Source organism: Streptomyces sp. A2-16, assembly GCF_018128905.1.
Lineage (GTDB): Bacteria > Actinomycetota > Actinomycetes > Streptomycetales > Streptomycetaceae > Streptomyces.
Genome location: NZ_CP063808.1, coordinates 2,813,270 through 2,838,872, shown reverse-complemented (window position 1 = coordinate 2,838,872; position 25,603 = coordinate 2,813,270). Strand labels below are relative to the sequence as shown.

Annotated in this window: 21 protein-coding genes and 1 pseudogene; 8 read left to right on the top strand and 14 right to left on the bottom strand. The window is 72.1% G+C overall.

The window, feature by feature from the left end; translation table 11 throughout:
- Nucleotides 1-38: 38 nt before the first annotated feature.
- From IOD14_RS12790 to IOD14_RS12770, 5 genes and pseudogenes are all read left to right on the top strand, one after another.
- Nucleotides 39-1,292 carry a cytochrome P450 gene (locus IOD14_RS12790; RefSeq protein ID WP_212670289.1) on the top strand — a complete coding sequence of 418 codons (1,254 nt, stop codon included), beginning with the start codon at nt 39-41 and terminating at the stop codon, nt 1,290-1,292.
- Nucleotides 1,289-2,056 (top strand): enoyl-CoA hydratase/isomerase family protein, encoded by a 768-nt coding sequence (locus IOD14_RS12785; protein ID WP_212670288.1) that lies wholly within the window; start codon nt 1,289-1,291, stop codon nt 2,054-2,056. Before IOD14_RS12790 ends, IOD14_RS12785 begins: the two co-directional genes overlap by 4 nt.
- Before the next feature lie 311 nt (nt 2,057-2,367).
- Nucleotides 2,368-2,630: pseudogene (locus IOD14_RS12780) on the top strand (ADP-ribosylglycohydrolase family protein); the annotation flags it as partial.
- 325 nt (nt 2,631-2,955) lie between these two features.
- On the top strand, nt 2,956-3,450 hold the full coding sequence (locus IOD14_RS12775) for an NUDIX hydrolase (RefSeq protein ID WP_123994444.1): 495 nt from the start codon (nt 2,956-2,958) through the stop codon (nt 3,448-3,450).
- Between the two features lie 91 nt (nt 3,451-3,541).
- Complete coding sequence (locus tag IOD14_RS12770; protein ID WP_212670287.1) at nt 3,542-4,279, top strand: Sir2 family NAD-dependent protein deacetylase; 738 nt, start codon at nt 3,542-3,544, stop codon at nt 4,277-4,279.
- A 60-nt stretch (nt 4,280-4,339) separates the two neighbouring features.
- Here IOD14_RS12770 and IOD14_RS12765 read toward each other — a convergent pair whose 3' ends face one another.
- The 5 genes from IOD14_RS12765 to IOD14_RS12745 form a co-directional block, all read right to left on the bottom strand.
- Nucleotides 4,340-4,723, bottom strand: a complete 384-nt coding sequence (locus tag IOD14_RS12765) for a hypothetical protein (protein WP_123994446.1) — start codon at nt 4,721-4,723, stop codon at nt 4,340-4,342.
- Between the two features lie 35 nt (nt 4,724-4,758).
- Nucleotides 4,759-5,547: an FHA domain-containing protein gene (locus IOD14_RS12760; RefSeq protein ID WP_123994447.1), complete on the bottom strand. Its 789-nt coding sequence runs from the start codon at nt 5,545-5,547 to the stop codon at nt 4,759-4,761.
- 142 nt (nt 5,548-5,689) lie between these two features.
- Nucleotides 5,690-6,172, bottom strand: coding sequence for a methylated-DNA--[protein]-cysteine S-methyltransferase (locus tag IOD14_RS12755; RefSeq protein WP_123994448.1), 483 nt, complete (start codon nt 6,170-6,172; stop codon nt 5,690-5,692).
- Between the two features lie 9 nt (nt 6,173-6,181).
- The gene (locus IOD14_RS12750; RefSeq protein WP_212673261.1) at nt 6,182-7,669 is read right to left on the bottom strand and encodes an AlkA N-terminal domain-containing protein; all 1,488 of its coding nucleotides are present in this window, start codon (nt 7,667-7,669) and stop codon (nt 6,182-6,184) included.
- A 61-nt stretch (nt 7,670-7,730) separates the two neighbouring features.
- Nucleotides 7,731-9,752 carry a heavy metal translocating P-type ATPase gene (locus tag IOD14_RS12745; protein WP_212670286.1) on the bottom strand — a complete coding sequence of 674 codons (2,022 nt, stop codon included), beginning with the start codon at nt 9,750-9,752 and terminating at the stop codon, nt 7,731-7,733.
- Between the two features lie 35 nt (nt 9,753-9,787).
- Here IOD14_RS12745 and IOD14_RS12740 point away from each other — a divergent pair, with 35 nt between their 5' ends.
- Together IOD14_RS12740 and IOD14_RS12735 are read left to right on the top strand one after the other, a co-directional pair.
- The gene (locus IOD14_RS12740) at nt 9,788-10,150 is read left to right on the top strand and encodes a metalloregulator ArsR/SmtB family transcription factor (protein ID WP_123994450.1); all 363 of its coding nucleotides are present in this window, start codon (nt 9,788-9,790) and stop codon (nt 10,148-10,150) included.
- A gap of 16 nt (nt 10,151-10,166) precedes the next feature.
- A complete protein-coding gene (locus IOD14_RS12735) occupies nt 10,167-11,300 on the top strand; it encodes an MFS transporter (RefSeq protein WP_123994926.1) in 1,134 nt (377 codons plus the stop codon).
- A gap of 42 nt (nt 11,301-11,342) precedes the next feature.
- Here IOD14_RS12735 and IOD14_RS12730 read toward each other — a convergent pair whose 3' ends face one another.
- From IOD14_RS12730 to IOD14_RS12705, 6 genes are all read right to left on the bottom strand, one after another.
- The gene (locus IOD14_RS12730) at nt 11,343-15,203 is read right to left on the bottom strand and encodes a glycoside hydrolase family 2 TIM barrel-domain containing protein (RefSeq protein WP_212670285.1); all 3,861 of its coding nucleotides are present in this window, start codon (nt 15,201-15,203) and stop codon (nt 11,343-11,345) included.
- Between the two features lie 256 nt (nt 15,204-15,459).
- Nucleotides 15,460-16,020 (bottom strand): hypothetical protein, encoded by a 561-nt coding sequence (locus tag IOD14_RS12725; protein ID WP_123994452.1) that lies wholly within the window; start codon nt 16,018-16,020, stop codon nt 15,460-15,462.
- 188 nt (nt 16,021-16,208) lie between these two features.
- Nucleotides 16,209-16,718 carry an O-acetyl-ADP-ribose deacetylase gene (locus tag IOD14_RS12720; protein WP_123994453.1) on the bottom strand — a complete coding sequence of 170 codons (510 nt, stop codon included), beginning with the start codon at nt 16,716-16,718 and terminating at the stop codon, nt 16,209-16,211.
- A 252-nt stretch (nt 16,719-16,970) separates the two neighbouring features.
- A complete protein-coding gene (locus tag IOD14_RS12715) occupies nt 16,971-18,383 on the bottom strand; it encodes an NAD(P)/FAD-dependent oxidoreductase (RefSeq protein WP_123994454.1) in 1,413 nt (470 codons plus the stop codon).
- Between the two features lie 158 nt (nt 18,384-18,541).
- Nucleotides 18,542-19,387, bottom strand: coding sequence for an inositol monophosphatase family protein (locus tag IOD14_RS12710; RefSeq protein WP_212670284.1), 846 nt, complete (start codon nt 19,385-19,387; stop codon nt 18,542-18,544).
- 130 nt (nt 19,388-19,517) lie between these two features.
- A complete protein-coding gene (locus IOD14_RS12705; protein WP_123994456.1) occupies nt 19,518-21,347 on the bottom strand; it encodes a gamma-glutamyltransferase in 1,830 nt (609 codons plus the stop codon).
- Nucleotides 21,348-21,621: 274 nt separating this feature from the next.
- Between IOD14_RS12705 and IOD14_RS12700 the strand changes: the two genes are divergently transcribed.
- Entirely contained in the window at nt 21,622-22,617 is a 996-nt protein-coding gene (locus tag IOD14_RS12700) for a phospholipase D-like domain-containing protein (protein ID WP_212670283.1), read from the top strand.
- A gap of 147 nt (nt 22,618-22,764) precedes the next feature.
- Here IOD14_RS12700 and IOD14_RS12695 read toward each other — a convergent pair whose 3' ends face one another.
- The 3 genes from IOD14_RS12695 to IOD14_RS12685 are packed head-to-tail and all read right to left on the bottom strand — an operon-like array spanning nt 22,765 to nt 25,454.
- The gene (locus IOD14_RS12695) at nt 22,765-23,586 is read right to left on the bottom strand and encodes a class I SAM-dependent methyltransferase (protein WP_212670282.1); all 822 of its coding nucleotides are present in this window, start codon (nt 23,584-23,586) and stop codon (nt 22,765-22,767) included.
- Between the two features lie 43 nt (nt 23,587-23,629).
- Nucleotides 23,630-24,292, bottom strand: coding sequence for a response regulator transcription factor (locus IOD14_RS12690; protein WP_123994459.1), 663 nt, complete (start codon nt 24,290-24,292; stop codon nt 23,630-23,632).
- A 43-nt stretch (nt 24,293-24,335) separates the two neighbouring features.
- A complete protein-coding gene (locus tag IOD14_RS12685; protein ID WP_212670281.1) occupies nt 24,336-25,454 on the bottom strand; it encodes a sensor histidine kinase in 1,119 nt (372 codons plus the stop codon).
- Nucleotides 25,455-25,603 lie beyond the last annotated feature (149 nt).

The window sequence follows — 25,603 nt, the reverse complement described above, 5'->3', positions numbered from 1 at the left end:
GTACGTATGGCGGCTGTGCTCAGAAAGGGGCCGTCATCGTGGGAAGCGTCACGACGCCGTCGTTCGACCGCCGGACCGCAGTTTCCCTCATCTCCCGTCTACGGACGGCACGAGGCCAGGACAATCCCTTCCCGATCTACAAGGAGCTCCGCTCCCAGGGCGCGATCATTCCCGCGCCCTGGGGCGGATACCTCGTGACCAGCTACGACCTGTGCGACCACATACTGCGCAACAGGGCATGGCTGGAGCCGGACAAACCCTGGCGGGAGCGTCAGGGACCCCGCACCCGCTGGAGCGCCCCTTCGGCGCGTGAGATCGGCAGCACGCTGCCGGCCCTCAACCCACCGGACCACACCCGGGCCCGCCGGGCGGCCGGCGTCGCCTTCGACCGCGGGACATTCGAGCGGCTGGGCCGGACCGTCACCCAGGCCACCGACCATCTCCTCGACGCCCTTGCCGACCGGCTGCGTGACGGAGAAGCAGACTTCGCCGCCCTGGTGAGCGAAGAACTGCCGATCGCCACCATCGGCAACTGGCTCGAGCTGCCGGCCGCCGACTGGCCCCGACTGCGGGAACTGACCCACGAACAGGTCTTTACGCAGGAACTGCTCCCCTCCGCAAGTCAGCTGGCCCGCTCCGACGTCGCCATGGAAGAACTGCGCGCATACTTCCGGGACTTGGTGCGCGACCGGCGCCCCCGCCTGGGCGAGGATCCCGTGTCACGGTGGATCACCACATGGGACTCACTCGAACCCGACCAGGACAAGGCCGACCAAGAGGTCTACTACCTGGCTCTGTTCGTCCTGCTGGCAGCTTTGGAGACCACCTCCACCCTGCTGTCGACGATGACGCTCCAGCTGGTCGAGAACCCGGGCCACTGGGACCTGGTCGCCGCAGATCCCGACGAACTCGTGCCCGCCTTCGTCGAGGAGGCGCTGCGCTATGACCCTCCTACGCACGTCATCAGCCGCGTCTCCGCCACCGACTGCCTCCTGGAGGGCGTCCGGATCCGCAAGGACGACATGGTCCACCTCATGGTGGGCGCCGCCCACCGGGACCCGGCCAAGCACCCCCGTCCTGGACGTTTCGACCCCCACCGCAGACCTGCCCATCTCGCCTTCAGCGGAGGCATCCACTACTGCCTCGGCGCCCCGCTGGCCCGGCTGGAGGCCCAGACCCTGCTCCGTCAACTGATCAGTCGCCTGCCCCGCCTCACTCTCGTGCGCCCACCGGCGAGAGCACCCAGAGTGGCGTTCAGGCGATTGCTGAACCTGGATGTCGCCCTCGCATGAACGAAGCACCCGCTCCCCCCGCCACGGCCTCCCGTGAGTCCATACGAGTCGAGCAGGAGGGAGCCGTGCTCCACGTACGGCTCAATCCCTCCCAGCACCACGACACACTGAGCATGGCCGTCGTGGAGGCCCTCACCGATCTCCTCGACGATCTGCCCCCCGACGTCCGGGTGCTGGTCCTGTCGTCTCTCGGCGAGGACTTCTGCACAGGAGCCGATCGCGGCGAATACGCGGCCGCCCTCGCCACAGACCCGACGGGCGCCACCCTGCGGCGCATCGCCGACAAGGCCCACCGCCTGTGCCAGGCCCTGGAGACGACCCACGCCATCACCATCGGACGGCTCCACGGCGGCGTCCTCGGCGCCGGCCTCGCACTCGCCGCCTACTGCGACCTGCGGGCAGGCGCAAACACCTGTCGGTTCCGCATGCCGGAGGTCGGAGTGGGCCTACCGCCCGCCTGGGGCGGAGCCATGGGACGTTTGATCTCCGAAGCCGGCGTCGCCAGGATCCGCGAACTCATGCTCACCTCCGACCAGTTCGACGCGCCCACGGCCCACCGCCTCGGGCTCCTCCACCAGACAGCCCCCCTCGACCAGCTGGACGCCGTCATCGAGAGATGGACGAAGCCACTGCTGCGACGCTCACACGAAGCCCTCGTCCTGACCAAACGCATGCTGGCCGGCTACGCCCGCGCCGACCGTACGGCCGACGTCGCCCTCCTCGACTCCCACCTCCTGACGTCCCACTTCGCCCGGCTGGGGTAGGAACCGTCCAACGCGTGGGTGCCCCTTCCCCCGGTAGGGACACCCCCGATGCCCTCGCAGACGATGGGCAGCAGGCACGCGAGAAACACTGTCTGCTCGCCCATCTCATGCTGGGTACCCCGGCCTTCGTTCCGTCCTTACGATGCGCGCGGTCCACCAACGGCCACGGAGAGCCCGAACATGTTCCACACCGACGCGCTCGAACGGCTGGTGCCGTTCACTGGTGACGGTCTCTTCCGCGTGGGCTGCACTCAAAGAGCAGGCTGCTGTACGACGGAAAACTGCACACGCTGACGACGGTCGGGGAGGAGACCGCCGGGCTGCCGTACGGCGACGGCGACTTCACCCGCACCATCACGCTCACCGTCCGGGGCGGTCTGGACACCGACTCCAACGCGCGACCGCGGGTTCGGTGGCCGGCGTGCTCACCGGGGCGGACGCGGTCCCGGACCAGGGGAAGGAACCGCTGGAGGACCGGGTGCGCAGCGCGGTGTTCGGCTGCGACGGGGTGCACATCAGCGAACTGACGAAGCGGACACTGCGGTTGGCCGGGGGGGCGGAGGCGGAGGCCTGAGGCGGCCGGACCGGACCGGGGCTCTGGGAAGCCGGGGCGTGGCGGTGCGGAAGCCGGGCCGCGGCGCGCGGAAGCCCGGTGAGGGCAGTGCGGAAGCCCGGCCGCGGCGCGCGGAGACCCGGTGAGGGCAGTGCGGAAACCAGGCCGCGGCGCGCGGAAGCCCGGTGAGGGCGGTGCAGAAGCCCGGCCGCGGCGCGCGGAAGCCCGGTGAGGGCGGTGCGGAAGCGGGGCCAGGGCGTGCGGAAGGCGTGAGGGCGCCCCCTGAGCCCCGTGACCACCTGCTGAGCCGGCTCAGGCGGCCGCGGATGCTGGTTACCCTTCGAGGATGACCACCACCCCTGACTTCGCCACATACATCGCCGGTCTGCCCCGGATCCTCGCCGGGGCCGCCGCTCTCTTCCGGGACGCCTCGGGCAAAGTACTGCTCGTCGAGCCCAACTACCGTGAGGGCTGGGCACTTCCGGGCGGCACGATCGAGTCCGACGAGGGCGAGACCCCGCGCCAGGGAGCGCGTCGCGAGACGCTGGAGGAGATCGGGCTCGACCGCGACCTCGGCCGGCTGCTCGCCGTGGACTGGGTGTACCGGCCGAGCTGGCCACCGCTGGTGGCGTACCTCTACGACGGCGGTGTCCTGACCGAGGACGACCTCAAGTCGATCCGCCTCCAGGAGGAGGAGCTGCTGTCGTGGCGCCTCGTGCCCCGCGAGGAGCTGGCCGAGTACCTGCCGGACGGGCTCGCCCGCCGGGTCCTGGTCGCGCTGGACGTGCTGGCGGCCGGGTCGGGGACGGTGGAGCTGGAGAACGGGCGCCCGGTGGGCTGATCCGCACACCGCCGGTGTTCACGGCTGCTCGCGCCCGGGCGGTGGGATATCCACTCGCCTCGCCGGGATCACCCGCCCTACCCTCGGCACCATGACCAAGCCCCTCGTCGCGCTCCTCAGCGGCGCCGGTGTCTCCACCGACTCCGGGATCCCCGACTACCGTGGTCCGAACGGGCTGTGGCGCAAGGACCCCGAGGCCGAGAAGCTCGTGACGTACGACTACTACATGGGCGATCCGGAGATCCGCCGCCGCTCGTGGCAGATGCGGCGCGCGAACCGCGCCCTGCACGCGGAGCCGAACACCGCGCACCGGGCCGTGGCCGAGCTGGAGAAGTCCGGCGTGCCGGTGCGGGTGATCACGCAGAACGTGGACGGCCTGCACCAGCTCGCCGGGATGCCCGCCCGCAAGGTCCTCGAACTGCACGGCACGGCACGGCAGGTGGTCTGCACGAAGTGCCACGCCCGCGGCCCGATGGAGGACGCGCTCGCCCGGCTCGACGCCGGCGAGGCGGACCCGCCCTGCCTGACCTGCGGGGGCATCCTGAAGTCGGCGACCGTGATGTTCGGTGAGCGCCTGGACCCGGTCGTCCTGGGCGAGGCCGTCGCCATCACCAAGGCGTGCCAGGTGTTCATCGCCGTCGGCACCAGCCTCCAGGTCCAGCCCGCCGCGGGCCTCGCGGGCGTCGCCGCCGACCACGGCGCCCGGCTCGTCATCGTCAACGCCGAGCCGACACCGTACGACGACCTCGCCGACGAGGTGATCCGGGAACCGATCGGGACGGCGCTGCCCGAACTCATGCACAGGATCGGGTCGTTCGGGGAGTCGTGATCGATGCCGCCGAACCGGCGGCGAGCGTGCGGTCGGATCCTGCGGCCCACGCCGAGGGAACTACCCGATGGCCCGGAGGACGGAGTCACCGATCGGCCCCAGCCAGGCCGCCAGGGAGGACAGGGCTCCCGCGAGGGTCCCGCCGGCGGTGACGGCCGCACCCGCGGCGGTCACCAGCCTGGTGATCCGCACCAGACGCTCGGCCATGGTGGTGCGATCCGGGGACGGGGAAGCGAGTTCGGCGTCGAGGGACGCGACTTCGGTGTTCACCTGGCGTGCGACATCGGGCGGGAGGTCCAGGCGGTCGAGTTCCGTACGCAGCAGACCGAGCATGGCCCGCGGGTCCGTGGCCGTCGCGAATTGTCCGTGCTGACCACCGTGGATGGTCTGGTCACCGGCGACGTTGTTGATGTTGCCCTGTTGGCTGCCGATATTGAAGCTCACCGTATGTCCCCTCGCATGAGTCACTGGTGGCTGAGTCACTGGCGGCGCACGGCCGCGTCGAACGAGCGTTGCCGGGATGCGGCGATGACGTGCATCACCAGCCCGGCCGTCATCAGGACCGTGCCGACGCCGGCGGCCGCCCACCCGAGGAGGAACACCGGAAAGCCACCGATCTCCGTGCCGAACATTTCTCCCGGGTCGGGCCATTCATTGGGATCCTCGGATACCGGATCCCCGATACGGCCCATGAATCGCAGAATCCCATAGGCGAAGACAGCGAATCCGGCGAGGAAGAGCACGAAACCGAACAGAATGACTCTTCGGGCTCTGGTGCGAGCTGCCGCGATCTGCCGGAGAAAGCTCTCCTGCCTTTGATCGACATACTGATGCCCACCCACGTTGTTGATGTTGGCTCCGTACTGCTGACCCACATCGAATCGCGGGGCACCGCCCACCGCCGGCATCACGACGGTGCCCGGTGCGGCCTCATGCTCTCGCGTGGCATCGCCGGGCCATTCGTAGCGGATGCTCACGCTGCCCAAGGTGAGCACATCACCGTCGTGCAGCGCCTGCGGGGCGGCGAGGGGACGATCGTTGACCGAAGTGCCGTTGGCGGAACCGAGGTCTTCCAGGACCACGTTCGCTCCCGAACGGCTCAGGACGGCGTGCCTGCCGCTCACATAGGGATCGTCTATCCGAATGTCACAGCCGGGATCCCGACCGAGGACCGACCTCGCGGCGGACAGGCGGAGAGGAGATCCGTACAGATGCGATGGATGGATGAAAGTGAGCTGGGGACCGGAGCGGTCTGGATGACTCGCCATGATCCCACCCCCGTGGGGAGTGGACGGAGGAATCAATTTATCCGTGGCGGTTCATTCACAAACCGCGCATAACATGCCATTCATCCCCATAATACACCGCGAAGCAGGGAGTGCCGAGGCGTACTCCCTGCTCTGGGCGCCTTCAGAACAGGGCCGCCCCCCGCTCGAAGTCCAGCAGCCGCTGCTTGCGTTCCAGTCCGCCGCCGTAGCCCGTGAGGCTGCCGTCCGCACCGACCACGCGGTGGCAGGGGACGATGATGCCGATCGGGTTCTTGCCGTTGGCGAGGCCGACCGCGCGGGAGGCGCCGGGGTTGCCGAGGGCGTCGGCGAGTTGGCCGTAGGTGCGGGTCTCGCCGTGCGGGATGCGGCGCAGCTGTTCCCAGACCGTGCGCTGGAACGGGGTTCCGTGCAGGCGCAGTTCCAGCGTGAACTCCTGCAACTCGCCCTCGAAGTACGCCTTGAGCTGGTCCTCTGCCTCCTTGGACCATCCGTCGTCGGGTTCCCCGAAGGTCTCCTGCGGCGGACGGTGGCGCTGGTCTGTCATGTAGAGGCCGCACAGGACGCCGTCGTCGGCGACGAGGGTCAGGGGGCCGTAGGGACTGTCGATCACGGTGTGCTGTTTCACGGAACGTCCTCAGACGGGAAGGAAGTTGATCGGGTGACTGTCGGTCGCCCACAGGTACTGGACCGCGTACGCCCGCCAGGGCCGCCAGGCCGCCGCACGGGCCGTCAGCGCGGCCGGGGTCGAGGGCAGGCCCAACTCCTGGGCGGCACGGCGGATTCCGAGGTCGGTCGGGAGGAAGGCGTCCGGGTCGCCCAGGGCGCGCATGGCGATGACGTCGACCGTCCAGGGGCCGAAGCCGGGGAGTCCGAGGAGCCGGGCCCGGGTCTCCGCCCAGTCGGTCCCCACACCCAACTGGAGTGTTTCGTCTGCCAGTTGGCCGACCAGGGAGGTGAAGGTCGCACGGCGGGTGCGGGGCATCGCGAGCGAGGCGGGGTCCACCGCGGCCAGGGCCCCGGGGGACGGGAAGAGGTGCGTCAGGCCGCCCTCGGGGTCGTCGACCGGTTCGCCGTGGGCCGCGACCAGGCGCGCCGCGTGGGTGCGGGCCGCCGCCGTGGAGACCTGCTGGCCCAGCACCGCCCGTACGGCGAACTCCGCCTCGTCGACCGTGCGCGGGACGCGTCGGCCGGGCGCCTTGTCCACCAGGGGGGCCAGGAGCGGGTCCGTGCGCAGCTGGTCGTCGATCGCGACCGGATCGGCGTCCAGGTCGAGCATCCGGCGGCAGCGGCTGATGGCCACGGTCAGGTCCCGCAGATCGCTGAGCATCAGCCGGCAGGCGATGTGGTCGGGCTGCGGTGCGAGAGCCACGACGCCGTGTCCGTACGGCAGCCGCAGCGTGCGCCGGTACGCGCCGTCCCGCCACTCCTCCACGCCCGGCACGGCGGTGGCCGCGAGGTGGCCGAAGAGGTTGTCGGGGTTGAGGGGGGCGCGGAACGGCAGGCGCAGGGAGAGGAAGCCGGGGGTGTCCGGCGTGCCCGGTGTGTCCCGTGCGGACTTCTTCGCGGCGCGCGTGCGCAGATCGCTCGGCGAGAGCGCGAAGACCTCGCGCACGGTGTCGTTGAAGGTACGGATCGCGGAGAAACCGGCCGCGAAGGCGATGTCCGCCATCGGCAGTGCGGTCGTCTCGATCAGGATCCTCGCCGTCTGGGCGCGCTGGGCCCGGGCGAGGGCGAGGGGGCCCGCGCCGAGTTCGGCGAGCAGCTGGCGTTCGATCTGCCGGGTGCTGTAGCCGAGCCGGGTGGCGAGGCCGGGCACGCCCTCGCGGTCGACGACTCCGTCGGCGATCAGCCGCATCGCGCGGGCCACGAGGTCGGCTCGCTGGTTCCACTCGGGCGAGCCGGGGCTGGTGTCGGGCCGGCACCGCTTGCAGGCGCGGAAGCCCGCCTGCTGGCAGGCAGCCGCGCTCGGGTAGAAGGTCATGTTCGCGGGCTTGGGCGGTACGGCGGGACAGCTCGGACGGCAGTAGATGCGGGTCGTCAGGACGGCCGTGAAGAACCAGCCGTCGAACCGCGCGTCCTTCGACTGCACGGCGCGCACACAGCGCTCGGTCTCGGTGTACATCCCCGTCTGCATGCGTCCAGCATCGGCCACCCGCCGGGCCCGGGCTGGCGAGAATCCGACATCAACCTCGTGTGCCCTGGACCTGGAGCTCGCCCGGTCGCCACGCGGACTCGCGCAGCAGCCGCAGTCCGTTGAGGCCGACGAGGACCGTGGATCCCTCGTGCCCGGCGACACCGAGCGGCAGCGGGAGGTGGCCGAGGAGGTCCCACAGGACGAGTCCGGTGATGAAGGCGCCCGCGATCACCAGGTTCTGCAGGACCAGTCGGCGGGCGGTCCGGGACAGCCGTACGACCGCCGGAACCGTCGCGAGCTCGTCCCGTACGACGACGGCGTCCGCCGTCTCCAGCGCGAGGTCGGAGCCCGCACGGCCCATCGCGATGCCGGAGTGGGCGGCGGCGAGCGCGGGCGCGTCGTTGACCCCGTCCCCGACGAACAGCACCCTGCGCCCGGCGTCCTGCAGCTCCCGCACGGCGTCCACCTTGCCCTCGGGCAGCAGGTCCGCCCGGACGTCCACCAGGCCGGTGGCCTCCGCGACCCGGGCGGCGGCCCGCGCGTTGTCGCCGGTGAGCAGGACGGGTGCGGTGCCGGTCAGCGCGGCGAGCGCGCCGGTGGCGGCACTGGCCCCGGGGCGGAGCCGGTCGGTGAGGGCGAGGGTGCCCGCGGGGATGCCGTCGAGGGTGACGAGGACGACGGTGGCGCCCGAGGTGTCCTGCCGGCGGGCGTAGGCCTCTCCTGTACGACCGCCCGGATCCGCCCGGTCCGGCCCGGGCCCCGAGTCCTGCGCCCGGGTGACGCCGACGATCCGTCCCTCGATCCGTGCGACCACCCCGCGTCCCGGCGTCGCCACGAAGTCCGTCGCGGGCGCGATCCGGAGTCCCCTCGCCCGCGCCGACGTCACGATCGCCCGCGCCAGCGGATGCTCGCTGGGGTACTCGGCGGCGGCCGCCAGGGCGAGCAGCTCGTCCTCGTCGAGCTCCGCCCCCGGAAACGGTCGTACCGCCGTCACCTCGGGCCTCCCCTCCGTCAGGGTGCCCGTCTTGTCGAGGGCCACGGCGTCCACCTCGCCGAGCCGCTCCATCGCGACCGCCGACTTCACCAGGACTCCGTGCCGCCCGGCGTTGGCGATGGCGGACAGCAGGGGCGGCATGGTCGCGAGGACGACCGCGCACGGCGAGGCGACGATCATGAAGGTCATCGCACGCAGCAACGCGTCGGTGAGGCCGGCGCCGAACACCAGCGGCACACCGAACACGGCGAGCGTGGCGACCACGATCCCCACCGCGTACCGCTGCTCGATCCTCTCGATGAAGAGCTGCGTGGGCGCCTTGGTCCGGGATGCCTCCTCGACCAGGGTCACGATGCGGGCGATCACGGAGTCGGCGGGGTCGCGCACGACGCGGACACGCAGCGCGCCGGTGCCGTTGAGCGTGCCGGCGAAGACCTCGTCGCCGGGACCCTTGGCGACCGGGAGGGGTTCGCCGGTGATGGTCGCCTGGTCGGCCTCGCTCGCGCCGTCCAGGACCCGCCCGTCGGCGCCGATGCGCTCGCCGGGCCGGATCAACAGGACGTCACCCACGGCGAGTTCACCCGCCGGGACCGTCTCCTCGCCGCTCTCGGTCACCCGGGTCGCCAGCGCGGGCGCGAGGTCGAGCAGGCCGCGTACCGAGTCGGCGGTGCGGGCGGTGGCCAGGGCCTCCAGGGCGCCGGACGTGGCGAAGATGACGATCAGCAGGGCGCCGTCCAGGACCTGGCCGATCGCGGCCGCGCCGAGCGCCGCGACGATCATCAGCAGGTCGACGTCGAGGGTCCTCCCGCGCAGCGCCCGGAGCCCTTCGAGGGCCGGTTCCCAGCCGCCGGTGGCATAGGCGAGCGCGTACAGCGGGCCGTACGCCCACCACGGCAGGCCGCCGAGGTCCAGTGCGAGACCGAACAGGAACGCGGCGGTCGACGCCAGCGCCCAGCGGGCCTCGGGGAGGGCGAGCACCCGGGTGCGGCGCGGTGCCGGGCGAGGGGGCGAGGGGACACGGGCCGGGGTGAGAGTCGTGGACACCCGAGCACCATACAGGAACACATGAAGACTCATTCATCTGTTCATGTGCGACGGGTAAGATACCGCCCATGGGTCATGGAGCCGTCACCACCGCGCAGGAAACCGCCGAGCGCGTACGCCTGGACGCGGCCAACGTGGCCAAGGTCGCCACCACCCTCCAGGCCCTCTCCACCCCCTCCCGCCTGCTGATCCTCGCCCGGCTGCGCGAAGGACCGCTGCCGGCCACCGAGTTGGCCGCGGAGGTGGGCATGGAGCAGTCGGCGTGCTCGCACCAGCTGCGCCTGCTGCGCAACCTGGGCCTGGTCGTGGGCGAGCGCCGGGGCCGGTCGGTGGTGTACGCCCTGCACGACCACCATGTCGCCGAGCTGCTCGACCAGGCCGTGTACCACGTGGAACACCTGCGGCTCGGGCTCAGTGACACCACCGAGTGAGCCGCCCCGGCGGGTGATGTGGCCGCTGTACGCGGCCGGTTTCACCACCGCCTTCGGCGCCCACGGCATCGCCGCGAACCTCGGCGCGGACTCGGAGGACGCGGTCACCTCACTGCTCGTGCTGGGCGGTCTGCTCGCCCTCTACGACGGTGCCGAGGTCCTGCTCAAGCCGCTGTTCGGCACGATCGCCGACCGGATCGGGGCACGCCCCGTGCTCCTGGGCGGACTGGTGGCCTTCGCCGTCGCGTCCGCGCTCTACGCCCTCGCCGACAGCCCGGGGTGGCTGTGGGCGGCACGGCTCGGGCAGGGGTCGGCGGCCGCCGCCTTCTCCCCCGCCGCGTCCGCGCTGGTGGCCCGGCTGAATCCGGCCGCCAAGCACGGGCGGGCCTTCGGGAGTTACGGCTTCCACAAGTCCGTCGGCTACACCCTGGGCCCGCTGCTCGGCGGCGTCCTGGTGTGGGCGGGCGGGCTGCGGCTGCTGTTCACGGTGCTGGCGGTGCTGGGCGCGGCCGTGGCGGTGTGGGCGCTGATCGCCGTACCCGTCGTACCGCCCCTGCCCCGGGCCCGGCAGACCGTCCTGGACCTGGCGCGGCAACTGACCGACCCGGTGTTCCTGATCCCGACGTCCGCGCTCGCCGGGGCGACGGCCGCGCTCTCGGTGGGGGTGGGTTTCCTGCCCGTCTCGGGCGCGGCGGCGGGGCTCGGCACGGTGGCGACGGGTGCCGCGGTGTCGGTGCTCGCGGGCTGCGCGGCGGTCGTGCAGCCGCGCGCCGGGCGGGCGTTGGATGCGGGGCAGCTCACGGTACGAGGTGGGCTGAGCGCCGGGTCGCTGGTGGCGGCGGCCGGTCTGGGCTGCGCGATGCTGCCGGGTCTCGCGGGCGTGCTGCTGGGGGCCGCGCTGATCGGGGTCGGGACGGGACTGATCACACCCCTGGGTTTCGCCGCGCTCGCGGCCTCGACTCCACCGGAACGGCTGGGCCGGACGATGGGGGCGGCCGAGCTGGGACGCGAACTGGGGGACGCCGGTGGCCCGTTGCTGGTCGCCGGGGTGGCCGCGGCCGCGACCCTGACGTACGGGTACGGGGTGCTGGCGCTCCTCCTGGCGTGCGGCCCGGTGGTTGCTGTGGGCCTGTCTCGCCGACCTGGGTGAGGCGTTCCCGGGTGTCCGGGGCCGCCTCACCCACGCGGTGCGCTAGGCGGAGGCCGTGGGCCGCCGCGAGGTCGCCGTCGCCCTGGCCACGTCCGTCAGCGGGCGCAGCCGATACGTGTACGCGTAGTCCCGGTTCGCGAACAGCTTGTACTCGTCGTGGGTGTGGGCGCCCCAGCTGTTGTCGCCGCCGACTCCCATCTGGCGGTGGTTCACTCTGAGGACGACCGCGTCGCGCGGGGTGAGCTGGTAGTCGTGGCGCACTCCGTTGGACAGGTCCTCCGGGGTGAAGTGCGAGGCGTTGACCTCCAGGAGCGGCTCACCGCTGACGAGCAGTCCCACGCCGTCCCGGCCGGTCAGCGCGGCCCAGCGGACGTCGGTCTTGTTGCCGTTCTCCTGCGGCCGGATGTAGGGGGTCCACTGCTCGGCGACGGTCCCGGACCAAAGGCCCACGTCCGTACCGTCGTTGCGGTCCCAGTGGTTCTCCTCGGGGCCGCGGCCGTAGTAGTGCAGCCGGTCCAGGCGGCGCGGCAGGAACAGGATCGTGCCGACCTCCGGGATGTACGGCAGTGAACTCGCCCCGGGGTGCAGGGTGTTGTCGACCTTGATCTCGCCGTTGCCGAAGACCGTGTAGGTCGTGGTGTACGTCGACTCGGTGGTCGTCGGCAGGGTGCCGCTCACCTTGATCTCGACGGCCCGGTCCGCCAGTGCCCGCACACTGACGTCGGTGACCTTGCGGAGGGCGCCCGCGTCGCGCCAGGTCTGGTTGCGGGTGTGCTGTCCGTTGCCGTGGTCGTTGTCGGTGGGCGCCCGCCAGAAGTTGGGCACGGGACCGGCGGTGAGCAGACGGGTGCCGTGGGCCCTGTACGACGTGATGGTCCCGGTGCCCTTGTCGACGGTGACGGAGAAGTCCTTGCCGGTGACGGCGACTTGGCCGGAGGCGTCCTTGTACGTGAGCGCCGGGACCTTGGCGAGCGGCACCGGCGTCACCGCCGGGCTGTTCGCGTTCACGGCGAGCTGCTGAGCGGCCACCTCGAAGCCGGCGCGGGCCCAGGGCGTGGACTCCTTGGTGGTGAAGGAGAGCCGGAGGAAGTACTCCGTGCCGGGCGCGGGGGTGCTCGGGAGCTTGTACGGGACGGTGATGTCCTTGCTCGACAGCGGGGCCACGTTCAGCTGGTCCCGTGTCAGCTTCCCGCGCTGCACCACCTTGCCGTCAGCGCTGAGGGTCCAACTGCCGTCGAACTCGCGCAGGTTGGTGAAGAGGTGCTCATTCGTCAGGGTCACCGCCGGCCCGCCCGACGCCCAGGCCGCCTGGACCGCCTGGTAGATCCGCTTGACCTCCGCGGCCTTGCCGGTGTGGCCCCGGTCGGCGGTGACGATGCCGTCCGCGACGAAGGCCCCGTCGTTGGGGTTGTCGCCCCAGTCGCCGCCGAACGCGAAGAAGGTCTTCTGGGCGGGCCGCTTCTCGGTGAGCCCCACCGTCGCCGCGTCGAACCAGAGCCGCACGCCCTCGTCACCGGGCCCCCGGCCGTCGGAGGCCAGTTCGGCGGCGCTCAGGGCACGGGCGTAGACGCGTGCCTTCCTGATCGTGCCGCTGAACTCCCGTGTGGGGTTGTCGACATCGACGGCCAGCGCGAGCGGCGCGGTGTTGCTGCTGGGCTTCTGGGTGGTGGTGCGGGTGGCCCTGACCTGGCCGTCCACATGGAGGGTCAGCGTGCCGGCGGCGGCGTCGAAGACTCCGGCGACGTGGTGTTCGCGGCCCGTCCAGTCGTCCGGCAGCGCCCAGGTGGCGGTGATCCACTGGCCGCCGCCGTAGATGAAGAACTCCAGTGTCTTCCCGGACTGTTTGAGGGCGTAGTGGGTGTCTCCCTTGGCCACGACGGGCTGGTGACTGCCCGTCACCTTCGGGGTGAACCACGCCTCCAGGGTCAGCGAGCCGGTGAGGTCGAGGCGGGGGTCGCGGGCGAAGACCGTGCCACCGGAGACGCCCTTGTCGCGGTCGAACCTGGCGCTCGCGGGCAGCACTTCGCCCGTCAGGGCGCCGGGCCCGCTCTCGGTCAGCAACTGGCGTACGGGGACGGGCTCGCTGAGGGACTGGTCGACGAAGTCCCAGATCCAGCCGCCCTGGAGGACGGGGTAGCGGCGGACGATGTCCCAGTACTTCTTGAAGTTGCCGTTGGAGTTGCCCATCGCGTGGCAGTACTCGATCATCACGTACGGCCGGGTGTCGGCGGTGTTCCTGGCATGCTGCTCGACCCGTGCGGGGCTGTCGTACATCTCCGAGCGGATGTCGCTGATGGTCGGCCGGTCGTCGCCCTCGTACTGGACGACGCGGGTGGTGTCGTACGACTTGATCCAGTCGCGCATGTTCACGAAGGTGCTGCCGCCGCCCGCCTCGTTGCCCAGCGACCAGATCACCACCGAGGCGTGGTTCTTGTCGCGGTGGACCATGTTCTGCGCGCGGGCCACGCAGGCCGCGCTCCAGTCGGGATGGTTGCCGGGGTACTCGCCGCGGATCCCGTGGGTCTCCAGGTTGGTCTCGTCGACCAGGTACAGCCCGTACTCGTCGGCGAGTTCGAGCCAGAGCGGGTTGTTGGGGTAGTGCGAGGTGCGGACCGAGTTGATGTTCAGCTGCTTGATGATCGTGATGTCCTTCACGAGGTCCGCGCGGGTGAGCGCGGTGCCGCGGTCCGGGTGCATCTCGTGGCGGTTGGTGCCGCGGAAGGAGACGGGCTTGCCGTTGATGCGCATCAGCCCGTCCTTGAGCGCGAATTCACGCAGTCCGACGCGGTGCGAGAGCGTCTCGATCACCTTGCCTGCGGGATCGCGCAGCCGCAGGACGGCGGTGTACAGATTCGGGTGCTCGGCCGACCACAGCCTGGGCGCGGGCACGGCTTTGGCGGCCTGTACGGTCGTCTCGTCGCCGGCGTCGAGCGCGACGGCCTGCTGGAGCGGGCGCGACCAGACGGCGTGCCCGCCCGAGTCGTAGAGCTGGGTCTCGACCGTGTAGCTGCCCGCGTTGCCGCCGCCGTAGTCGCGCACGCTCGCGGTGACGGAGAGCCGGGCGGAGGTGTAGTCGTCGCCGAGCGGGGTGTCCAGCTTGAAGTCGCGCAGGTGCACGGCCGGGGTGGAGTACAGGTAGACCGAGCGGAAGATGCCGCTCAGCCGGATCATGTCCTGGTCCTCCAGCCAGTCCCCGTCGGAGTAGCGGTAGACCTCGACGGCTATCTGGTTGGTGCCCGGCTTGAGGTGCGGGGTGATGTCGTACTCGGCGGGGGTGTACGAGTCCTCGTGGTAGCCGACGAGTTCACCGTTGATCCACACGTAGTGGGCCGACTTGACGCCCTCGAAGTGCAGGAAGGTCCGCCGGCCCGACCAGTTCCCCGGGACGGTGAAGGTGCGCCGGTACTGCCCGACGGGGTTGTAGCGGGTCGGGGCGGCGGGCGGCTGCGCCTCCTCGCCGAGGCCGTTGGGGCCCCACCACGGGTAGGTGATGTTGACGTAGATCGGGAAGTCGTAGCCATGCACCTGCCAAACGGACGGCACGGGAATCGTGTCCCAGTCCTTGTCGTCCACGTCGGTGCGGTAGAAGTCGGTGTCGCGCTCGTCGGGGCGGTCGGCGTAGGCGAACTTCCACTTGCCGTCGAGGCTCAGGCGGTACGGGGAGCGGGTGCGGTCGGCGGCGAGCGCCTGGCCGGTGTCGGCGTACGGCATGAGGGTGGTGTGCGGGGGCTCGGTGCCCACCCGGAAGAGGTCGATGGCGCCGTTCCACTCCGGGGCGCCCTCCGCCGCGTGGCCGCGGCCGGCCAGGGGGCCGGAGGAGAGGGCGAGGGCGCCGAGGACGGCCGCCCCCGACTCCAGCAGACGCCTGCGGCTGATGGGGGCAGGCAGGTACGGGTGGGACATCGAGGGAACCTTCCTCGGGACGACAGTGCGGTGTACGTACTGAGGGAGCGTCAATTCCTGTGCGCTATTGGGGACTTTGAGGCACAGGATGCGACTCAACCTAGATCCCGAAGACTTCCGAGGCAATGACCCTGTCGGAACTTGTGGGGTCATGGGGACATGACGACATGCGGCACCCCCGCGTGTGTTCACGCGGGGGTGCCGTGGTGGTGCGGGCCGTGGTGGTGCGGGGCCGTGGTCCCGTCGTGCCGGTGTGTCAGCCGGTGGCCGGCAAGGAGGGCAGTCCGCCGCCGAGGAGTCCCGTGACGGCTCCGAGCACGGTGCCCAGCAGACCGGTGACCGCGCCCAGCACACCGCCGACATCCAGTGAGGTCAGCGACGAGAGCAGGTCGTCGACCGTGGACTGGAGCGAGGCCAGCAGGTCGGAGACCGGGTCGGCCGCCGCCGCGGACCTCTCCGTGCCGGTCAGCTGCCGCAGTTGCTCCCGGACCTCGGTGTTCGCCGCCTCCACGGCCTTGGCGTGGGCGGCCGCCTCGCTCGCGTCGAGGTGGGTGCCGTCCAGGGCGGTGATGCCGGCGACGGCGTCCAGGAGGGGCTGCAGGACGCTGCCGTGCTCGGCCCGGTCCACCGCGTCGAGGCGGTCCGTCAAGGCGTCCGCGTCTTCGGTGCCGTGCCAGGTGACCGGCTGCGTCACCGCGTGGTCCGGCGCGCCGCGGCCCGCGTCGACGGCGGCGGCCGCGGTGCCGACCGGGCCGAGGATCAGCGCGGCACAGACCAGGGACGGCAGGAGGAGGCCGCGGGGGACGAGGGGGCGCATGCGGGGGTCCTTTCGAAGTGCTTCGTTGGGCCCACCGTGAGAACCCCGCGGGTGCCCCGCAACCGGTCGCGAGCCCCGCAGCCGGCCGCTCACCGCGCCACCACGCCCCTGAACAGGCACTTTCCCCGCACGCTCCCCGGATTGCGGCTCTCGGAGGCGTTCGGCCGTCAGGGTAAGGGCTCCGGCCGTCAGGCGATCTGCTCCGCGAACGCCCGGTACGCCGTCTCGTCGAACAGCACGAACCGGACCTCCTCGACCGCGGTCCTCGTCTCCCGTACGGTCCGCACCGCGATCCGGGCGGCGTCGTCGATCGGCCAGCCGTAGATGCCGGCGGACACCGCCGGGAAGGCGACGGTGCGGGCGCCCAGTTCGTCGGCGACGCGCAGGGACTCGCGGTAGCAGGAGGTCAGCAGCTCCGAGCGGTCCTCATCGCGGCTGTAACGGGGGCCGACGGTGTGGATCACCCAGCGCGCGTCGAGTTCGCCCGCGGTGGTGGCGACCGCCTTTCCGGTGGGCAGCCCCTTGCCGTAGTGACCGGCTCGCAGCTTGCGGCAGTCCGCCAGGATCGTGGGGCCGCCGCGGCGGTGGATGGCACCGTCGACTCCTCCCCCACCGAGGAGTGAGGAGTTCGCGGCGTTGACGATCGCGTCGGCGCTCTCTCGCGTGATATCGCCCTGGACGAGCCTGATGGTGGTCATGACGCCACTCTTCCAGCCCGCCCCACCGGGGGCAGCCCGATCATCGTGCCGGGGCGGGGCCGGCCGGGGCGGCGACCGGCTGCGGAGTCACGTCCTCGGCCACGCACCCGGCGGACGAGGCCGAGGACCGCCGCGGCCCGTCCCGCGTCCACGGCGCCGAAGAAGCCCGACGCACGGCCCGAACAACGGCACACGACCTGAACCTCGGCGCACTGCCTGAACCCGGCGCACGTGTCACCGGCTCGCGGAGCCTCAGGCCTCCTGCCGCAGCCGCCGCCATACGGCCTTCGCCGCGTTGTGCCCCGACATGCCGTGCACGCCCGGCCCCGGCGGGGTCGCCGACGAGCAGATGAAGACGGCCGGATGCGGGGTGCTGTAGGGGTACAGGGAGAGTTTGGGACGCAGCATGATCTGGAGTCCGGTGACCGCGCCGGAGGCGATGTCGCCGCCGACGTAGTTGGCGTTGCGGGCGGCCATCTCGGGCGGTCCCGCGGTGGCACGGGCGAGGACGCGGTCGCGGAACCCCGGGGCGAAGCGCTCCAGTTGACGCTCGATGGCATCGGTGAGGTCGCCGGTCCAGCCGCTGGGGACATGGCCGTAGACCCAGAAGACATGCTTTCCGGCGGGGGCCCGGCCGGGGTCGACGACACTCGGCTGCACGGTGATCATGAACGGCTTGTCGGGCGCGCGGCCCTCCCGGGACGCGGAGCGCAGGGCCGCGCCGATCTCCGCGGTGTCGGCGCCGATCTGCACGGTGCCCGCGGCGCGCGCCTCCTTGGCGGTCCACGGCACGGGCCCGTCGAGGGCGTAGTCGACCTTGAAGACGCCCGGGCCGTAGCGGTAGCCCTGGTAGTAGGTGCCGAAACCGGCGATGCGGGCGAGGGCGGTGGGCGAGGTGTCGAAGACGTACGCGCGAGCGGGCGGCAGGTCGTCGAGCCGCTTGACCTCGTAGTCCGTGTGGACGGTGCCGCCGAGGTCCTTGAGGTACGCGGCGAGCGCGTCGGAGATCGACTGGGAGCCGCCGCGCGCCACGGGCCAGCCGCGCGCGTGTGCCGCGAGGGCGAAGACCAGTCCGATGGCGCCGGTGGCGAAGCCGTCGAGCGGGGCCATGACATGCGCGACGAGCCCGGCGAACAGGGTCTTCGCGCGTTCGTCGCGGAAACGGCGCATCAGCCAGGTCGACGGGGGCAGCCCGAGGAGACCGAAGCGGGCCAGCGTGACCGGGTCGCGGGGCAGCGCGGTCGCGGGCAGCGACATGAAGTCGCGGGCCAGGGTGTCCCACTTGGGCAGGAACGGCGCGACGAGCCTTCGGTACGTCCCGGCGTCGCGCGGCCCGAACGAGGCGGCCGTCTCGGCGACCGACCTCGACAGCACGGCGGCGGTGCCGTCGGTGAAGGGGTGCGCCATGGGCAGCTCGGCGTGCAGCCACTCCAGGCCGTACCGCTCCAGGGGCAGGGCACGGAACGCCGGGGAGTTGATGCCGAGGGGGTGCGCCGCGGAGCACGGGTCGTGCAGGAAACCGGGGAGGGTCAGCTCCTCGGTGCGAGCGCCCCCGCCCACGGTGTCGCGCGCCTCGAAGACGGCCACGGAGAAGCCGCGGCGCGCCAGCTCCACGGCGGCCGTCAGTCCGTTCGGCCCCGCACCCACCACGACCGCATCGAGCATCGACGGCACCTTCGGACCCCTTCGTCAGCCGATGGCCAGAGGATCAGGATATGCCGGGGGACCGACGGTCCCGGGGCGCGGGGGTGGGTCGGGGAGGCGGGGTGGGCCGGGACGCGGGGTGAACCGGAGCCCGGCCCCACTCCGAACCCGCCCTCGTGTCAGGCCTCGCCCGCGAGCAGCCCCCGCACCCTGCGGGCCGTCGCCGTGTCGCGGGCCGCCGTGAAGGGGAGGGTGTTGCCGCCGGTGATGCGGAACGGTTCGCCGGTGACGGTCAGATGGGTGCCGCCCGCCTCCTCGACCAGCAGCAGGCCCGCCGCATGGTCCCAGGCCGCCTCCCAGGAGAACGCGACGGCGTCCGACTCGCCCCGGGCGACGGCGAGGTACTCCAGGCCGGCCGAGCCGCACGGGCGCGGTGCGACACCGTCCGTCCACAGTCCCAGCAGGCTGCGCTTCTGGTCCTCGGTCGTGTAGTCCGGGTGGGAGGTGGCGACTTGGAGGTCGCGGCCCGGCTCGGGCGTGCCCGCGTGCAGCCGCTGTCCGTCGAGGAACGCGCCCCGCCCGCGTATCGCCGTGGCCAGTTGGTCCCTGGCCGGCGCGTAGGTCCAGGAGGCCAGCAGGACACCGCTCCTCACGAGCGCGACCAGCATGCAGAAGCCGGGGTCGCCGTGCACGAACTGCCGGGTGCCGTCGACGGGGTCGACTATCCAGACGGGGGTGTCGCCCTGGAGTGCCTCGTACGACGCCGGGTCGGCGTGCACCGCCTCCTCGCCGACGACCAGGGAGCCGGGCAGGAGAGCGCCGAGCTCCGCGGTCAGGTACTGCTCGGCCAGCCGGTCGGCGTCGGTGACCAGGTCGTGCGGGCCGGCCTTCTGGTCGACCTCGTGCGCGGCGAGGCGCCGGAAGCGCGGCATCACCTCGGCCGCGGCGGCCTTGCGCACCGCTTCTTCCACGTCGTCCGCGTGCCGGTCGAGAAACTCGTCGATGGTTTCCGCGTCTTCGATCATGACTCCATGAGAGCACGCGGGACTGACAATCCCCACCCGCCTGATGGAGCGCGGATGGAATCACCGTGAACACCGGGATCCAAGGGCCCGCCCAAGGTCCAGCCCGTCACCGCCCCGCGATCCTGCCCCGCTACCGCCCCACCGCATACCCCTGCATGCCCCGCGGGTTCGCCCCCGCCGACAGCACCCCCGTCTCCGGGTCCCGCGCCACCGCGCACAGCCGTCCCTCCGACCACGGCTCCCCCACCGTCACGTCGTGCCCCCGCCGCCGTAGCTCCTCGACCACCCGGGGATCCGTCCGTGCCTCCACCGTGACGCTCCCCGGCCGCATGCCGCGCGGGTAGAAGGAGCCCGGGAAGCTGTCGTTGTGCCAGTTGGGGGCGTCGATCGCGCCCTGGAGGTCGAGGCCGCCGCGAACCGGGGAGCGCAGGGCGAGGGCCAGGAAGAAGTGGAGCTGCCACTGGTCCTGCTGGTCCCCGCCGGGCGTGCCGAAGGCCAGGACGGGCACGCCGTCGCGCAGGGCGATCGAGGGGGTGAGGGTGGTGCGGGGGCGACAGCCGGGCGTGAGGGAGTTCGGCAGGCCCTCCTCCAGCCAGGTCATCTGGAGCCGGGTGCCGAGCGGGAAGCCCAGCTCCGGCACGACCGGGTTGGACTGGAGCCACCCGCCGCTGGGCGTGGCGGCGACCATGTTGCCCCAGCGGTCGACGACGTCGAGGTGGCAGGTGTCGCCCCGGGTGCTGCCGTCGGAACCGGTCTCCGGCTCGCCCGGCACGGGTGACGTGGGGTTCTTCGCGACCGTCGGCTCCCCGACGCCCATCGGGCTGAACCCGGGCTCGTCGGTGACGACCACGCGCGCGTGTGCGCTGAGCCGCGGGGCACGCCCGCCGGGGTCGCCCGGCCTGAGCTCGTACGAGGCCTTGTCGCCGACGAGTTCACGCCGTGCCGCGTTGTACTGCGCCGACAGCAGCTCGTCGAGCGGCACCTCGGCCGCGTCCCCGTACCAGGCCTCCCGGTCGGCCATGGCCAGCTTGCAGCCCTCGATCAGCAGATGGACGTACTCGGCGGACCCGTACCGCGGCAGCTCGGGCGGGAGCAGCGCGAGCTGCTGGAGAAGGACCGGGCCCTGGCTCCAGGGGCCGGCCTTGCACAGGGTCCAGCCGTTCCAGTCGTACGTCGCCGGCGCCTCGTAGGTCGCGGACCACCCGGCGAGATCGGCGGCGGTGAGCGTGCCGGTGTGCCGCGCGCCGCTGGTGTCCATGGTGGGGCGCCGAGCCTGTCGTACGAGCGCCTCGGCGATGAACCCGGTGCGCCACACCTCACGCGCCGCCTCGATCTGCGCGACCCGGTCGCCCGCCCCGGCCACCTCGTCGATGAGCCGCTTCCAGGTGGCGGCGAGGGCGGGGTTGCGGAAGAGCTCGCCGGGCCGCGGGGCCTTCCCGTCCGGCAGATAGACCTCCGCCGACGAGGTCCACTCCGTCTCGAACAGCTGCCGTACGCTCTCGACCGTCGCGCCGACGTTCTCCACGGGCGCGTGGCCGTCCTCGGCGTATCCGACGGCGTACTGGAGGACCTCGGCGAGGGACTTGGTGCCGTGGTCGCGGAGCAACAGCATCCAGGCGTCGAAGGCGCCGGGGACCGCGGCGGCGAGGGGACCGGTGCCGGGGACGAGATCCAGGCCGAGCCCCTTGTAGTGGGCCACGGTCGCCGCGGCCGGTGCGACGCCCTGCCCGCACAGCACCCGCACCGGCCCGCCCGCGGGTGCGAGCAGGATCGGCACCTCGCCCGCGGGCCCGTTGAGGTGCGGCTCGACGACGTGCAGCACGAACGCCCCGGCCACCGCCGCGTCGTAGGCGTTGCCGCCGTCCTCCAGCACCGCCATCGCCGACTGCGAGGCCAGCCAGTGGGTGGAGGACACCATGCCGAAGGTGCCCTGGAGGGTCGGCCGGGTGGTGAACGACATCTCTCACCTCGCTGGTCGGGCGCGCCTCGGCCGGTCCGAAGCGGTCACGTGCACGGATCCTTTCATCCCACACCGACCGCCCCACGAAGATTTTGCGATCGCACGAGAACTCCATGAATCACCTCCCACCTGCACGAAATCCCTTTTGCCCGACTCCGGGGACCGCCGGTAACCCCGTGTTCACCGGCCTTCTCTTCCAGCGCGTTCTACGCGCGTGGTGCCATGCGGATGCCCGCGCCCCCCACGCGGGCGCCAACTCGACCAGGAGTCACACATGTTGTCGAACGTCCTCGCCCGCGCGGGCGTCACGCTCGTCGTCGGCGCCGCCGTACTGGCCGCCTCCGTCCCCGCCGACGCCGCGACCTACACCGCCTTCGCCTTCTCGCGGAGCGGCACCACGCAGCCCACGATCTACGACTTCATCAACTCGGCCACCACGTCCCTCGACATGACGATGTACGAGTTGGAGGACACTGCGGCGGTCGACGACCTGATAGCCCTGAAGAACAAGGGCGTCACCGTCCGGGTCGTCCTGGACCGCGCGCACCAGAGCGCCAACGGCTCGGCGTACACGGCCCTGACGAACGCGGGTGTCGGCGTGGTGTGGTCACCGTCGAGCTTCGTCTACACGCACCAGAAGACGATCACCGTGGACGGCGCCAAGTCCCTGGTCCTGACCGGCAATCTGACTTCGCAGTACTACGCGACCGGCCGTGACTACGGCGTGTTCACCGACGACACCCGTGATGTCGCTGCGATCGAGAAGGTGTTCGCCGCGGACTACGCCGGCACGTCGGTCACCCCCACCGACGGTGACCACCTGCTCTGGTCCCCCACCGACTCCCGCAGCCGTCTGCTGTCCGTGGTGAACGCGGCCACCAAGACGCTCGACGTCGAGGAACTGGAGTTCAGCGACAGCGCGGTGGTGGACGCCATCGCGGCACGGGCGAAGGCGGGGGTGAAGGTGCGGGTGGTCCTGGAGACCCCGGGCGACTACGCGAGCGAGGTCTCCGAGATCGAGGCGGCGGGCGGCACGGTCGTCGGGTACTCCGACCCCGACGGCTTCTACATCCACGCCAAGGCCATGGTCGCGGACTACGGCCTCGCCACCCAGGAGGTGGAGGCGGGCTCCATGAACCTCAGCAGCAACTCGCTGACCGCCAACCGCGAGCTGGGCATCGTCCTCACCGGCACCGGGGTGGCGCAGTCCGTGGCCACCACCGTCGAGACCACCTTCGCCGCCGACTACACGGGCGGTACGGCCGCGTAGCCACCCGCCGGCCGGACCCCTCACCCGCCGCCCGGTCACCCGGTCACCCGGTCACCCGGTCACCCGGTCACCCGCCAGGCTGACCCCCGCCCGGTCACCCGCCGGGCAGACCCCTCCTCGTCACCCGCCGGGCGGACGGCCGCCCTGTCACGCCGACGGCCGTCCGCCCACCGTGAGCAGATGCCCGCTCGCCCCCAGCAGGGTGGGCTCCGACTCGATGTGCCGGCACGCGGCCAGGACGGTCGCGCGCCGGTCCGGGTCGTCCAGCCAGTCCTCCAGTCCGCCCATCAGCCAGGCGACGCCCTCGATGCCGCACTGCCCCACCGTGGTCAGCCGCGCGGCGGCGAACTCCGCGGTCACCTCGTGCGGAGCGGCGAAGTGGGCGACGGTGAAGAAGCCCTCGTCGTGGTGGGGATGCCGGCCGTCCACGAGGACGGCGTCGGTGCGCTCACGGTGTTCCGGGGTGAAGTAGCGCTCCTCGCGCAGCAGGTCGTGCAGTTGCGCGTACCGGTTGATGGTGGCGGCGACCACCAGCCCTCCCGGCCGCAGGACGCGTCGCGCCTCGGCCAGGGCCCGCAGCCGGTCGGCGCGTTCGGGCAGGTGGTACAGCGGGCCGAGCAGGAGGACCACGTCGTACGAGGCGTCGGGGGCGGCCAGTTCGCGCGCGTCCCCGAGGCGGGCGGTCACCCCCGGCAGCCGCGAGGCCTGTTCGACGTGGAGCGGTACGGGGTCGACGAGCTCGACCGCGTGTCCGTCCCGGGCGAGCCAGTCCGCGTGCACCCCGCTGCCGCCGCCCACGTCCAGTATCCGCGCGGGCTCGGCGGGCAGCAGGCGGCGCAGTACGTCCTGGGTGCGCCAGTACTCCAGCCGTCCGGCGGGCGCGCCGCCCTCTCTGAGCCGGGCGTCCTCCTTGCCCTGGGCGTAGTAGGCGAGGATCTCCTCGTGCAGTCGCGTTGGTGTCTCGGTCATCGCCCCAGGGTGCTGATCCACGGCCGGGGACGGCAACGGGATATCAGGAGCCGCGTGCCGTCACCAGCCCGGACTCGTAGGCGAACACGACCAGTTGGGCCCGGTCCCGGGCGCCCAGCTTGGTCATCGCACGGCTGATGTGCGTCTTGGCCGTGAGGGGGCTGATCACCATGTGCTCGGCGATCTCCTCGTTGGTCAGGCCGCGGGCGGCCAGGGCCGTGACCTCGCGTTCGCGGCGGGTGAGGCACTCGAGGCCGGGGGCGGTGGACCGGTCCGGTGGACGGGAGACGAACTCGCCGATCAGGGTGCGGGTGACCGCGGGGGACAGCAGCGCCTCGCCCCGGGCCACCACCTCGATGGCCTGGAGGAGGTCGGCGGGCTCGGTGTCCTTCAGCAGGAAGCCGCTCGCGCCCGCGCGCAGCGCCTCGAAGACGTACGCGTCGACGCCGTAGTTGGTGAGGATCACCACGCGGACCCCCGCCAGCGCCGGATCCGCGGCGATCAGCCGGGTCGCCTCGATGCCCGTCATCACCGGCATCTGCACGTCGATCAGCGCGATGTCGGGCACCTGCGCGCGCACCAGCTCCACGCCTCGCTGCCCGTCCGCCGCCTCCCCGACCACCTCGATGCCGTCCTCGGCGTCGAGCAGGGCCCGGAATCCGGCCCGCATCAGCGCCTGGTCGTCGACGAGCGCCACCCTGATCACACCGACACCTCCCCCCGCACGACGCCCTCTACGCCCACACCGATCACACCGACTCCCCCGCCCCCAACGGCAGTTCCGCGCGCACCGAGAACCCGCCCTCCGCCCGTGGGCCGGTGTGCAGCGTGCCGCCCAGTGCCGTGACGCGTTCGCGCATGCCGGTGAGGCCGTGGCCGGGCCGGGGTGGGTGGTCCGGGTGGGCGGCCCCGTCGTCGTCCACCCGGACCGCCAAGTCGGCCTTGCCGTAGGCGAGTTCGACCCGGACCTTCGCCGGGCCCGCGTGCCGGGCGGCGTTCGTCAGGGACTCCTGGACGATCCGGTAGACGGCCCGGTCGAGGTGCGCGGGCAGCGCGCACTCCTCGCCCGTCACGCTCAGCTCGACGGCGAGGCCCGCGGCCCGCGCCCGCTCCACCAGCAGCGCCGGAGTGCCGGTCGGCTCGTCGGTGCGCAGGACCTCCAGCGTGGCGCGCAGCTCACGCATGGCCTCGCCGCCCGCCTCCTGGATGGCGAGCAGGGCGGGCGGCACCTCCTCGCCCCGCTTGCGCGCCAGATGCACGGCCACGCCCGCCTGGAGCTTGACGATGGAGATGCTGTGGGTGAGGGAGTCGTGCAACTCCCGGGCTATCCGCAGGCGTTCCTCGCCGGCCCGGCGCAGCGCGGCCTCCTCCCGGGTCCGCTCGGCCTCCAGCGCGCGCTGTTCGGTCTGGCGCAGATACGCCTGCCAGTTGCGGCCGGCGAGGCCCGTGACCACCGCGCACACGAACCAGCCCGCGAGCAGCGCGGTCCTCTCGACCGCCTCCTGGGCCGTAGGTCCGGTCGCCGCGTACGCCCCGAGGAAGACCCCGCTCGCCGCCGCGGCCCAGCCCCGGTGCCCCAGCTGGGACGCCAGGTGCACGGCGGCGAAGACGGACAGCGCGCCGAGGGGCCCCGGGTGGGCGTGCAGGACGTACGCGGCCCCGCACGCCGTGGCCACGGCGAGCGCCGCCCTCGGAGCCGCGCGGTAGAACGCGAGAGCGCCCGCGCTCACCACGAGGAGTCCGTAGTCGAGGGCGGTCGTGTCCGGGTCGAGAGCCGCCACGGCCACGACGAGTGCGCCGACCACGACCACGAGGGCCAGATCGGCGAGCCGCTTGGAGGTGGCCGAGTCGACCGGGTGCCCGCTCATGCCCACACGCTAGACCGCCGTACCGACACCGGCGTCCGCCCTGTGGACAACTCCCGCGCTACTCCCCCCGTAGTAGTCCCGGGCCCGGGCCGCGCTCGCGGACGCAGTGCCAACTCCCTTCGGCCGTACGACGACCGCGGCCGGGGCCG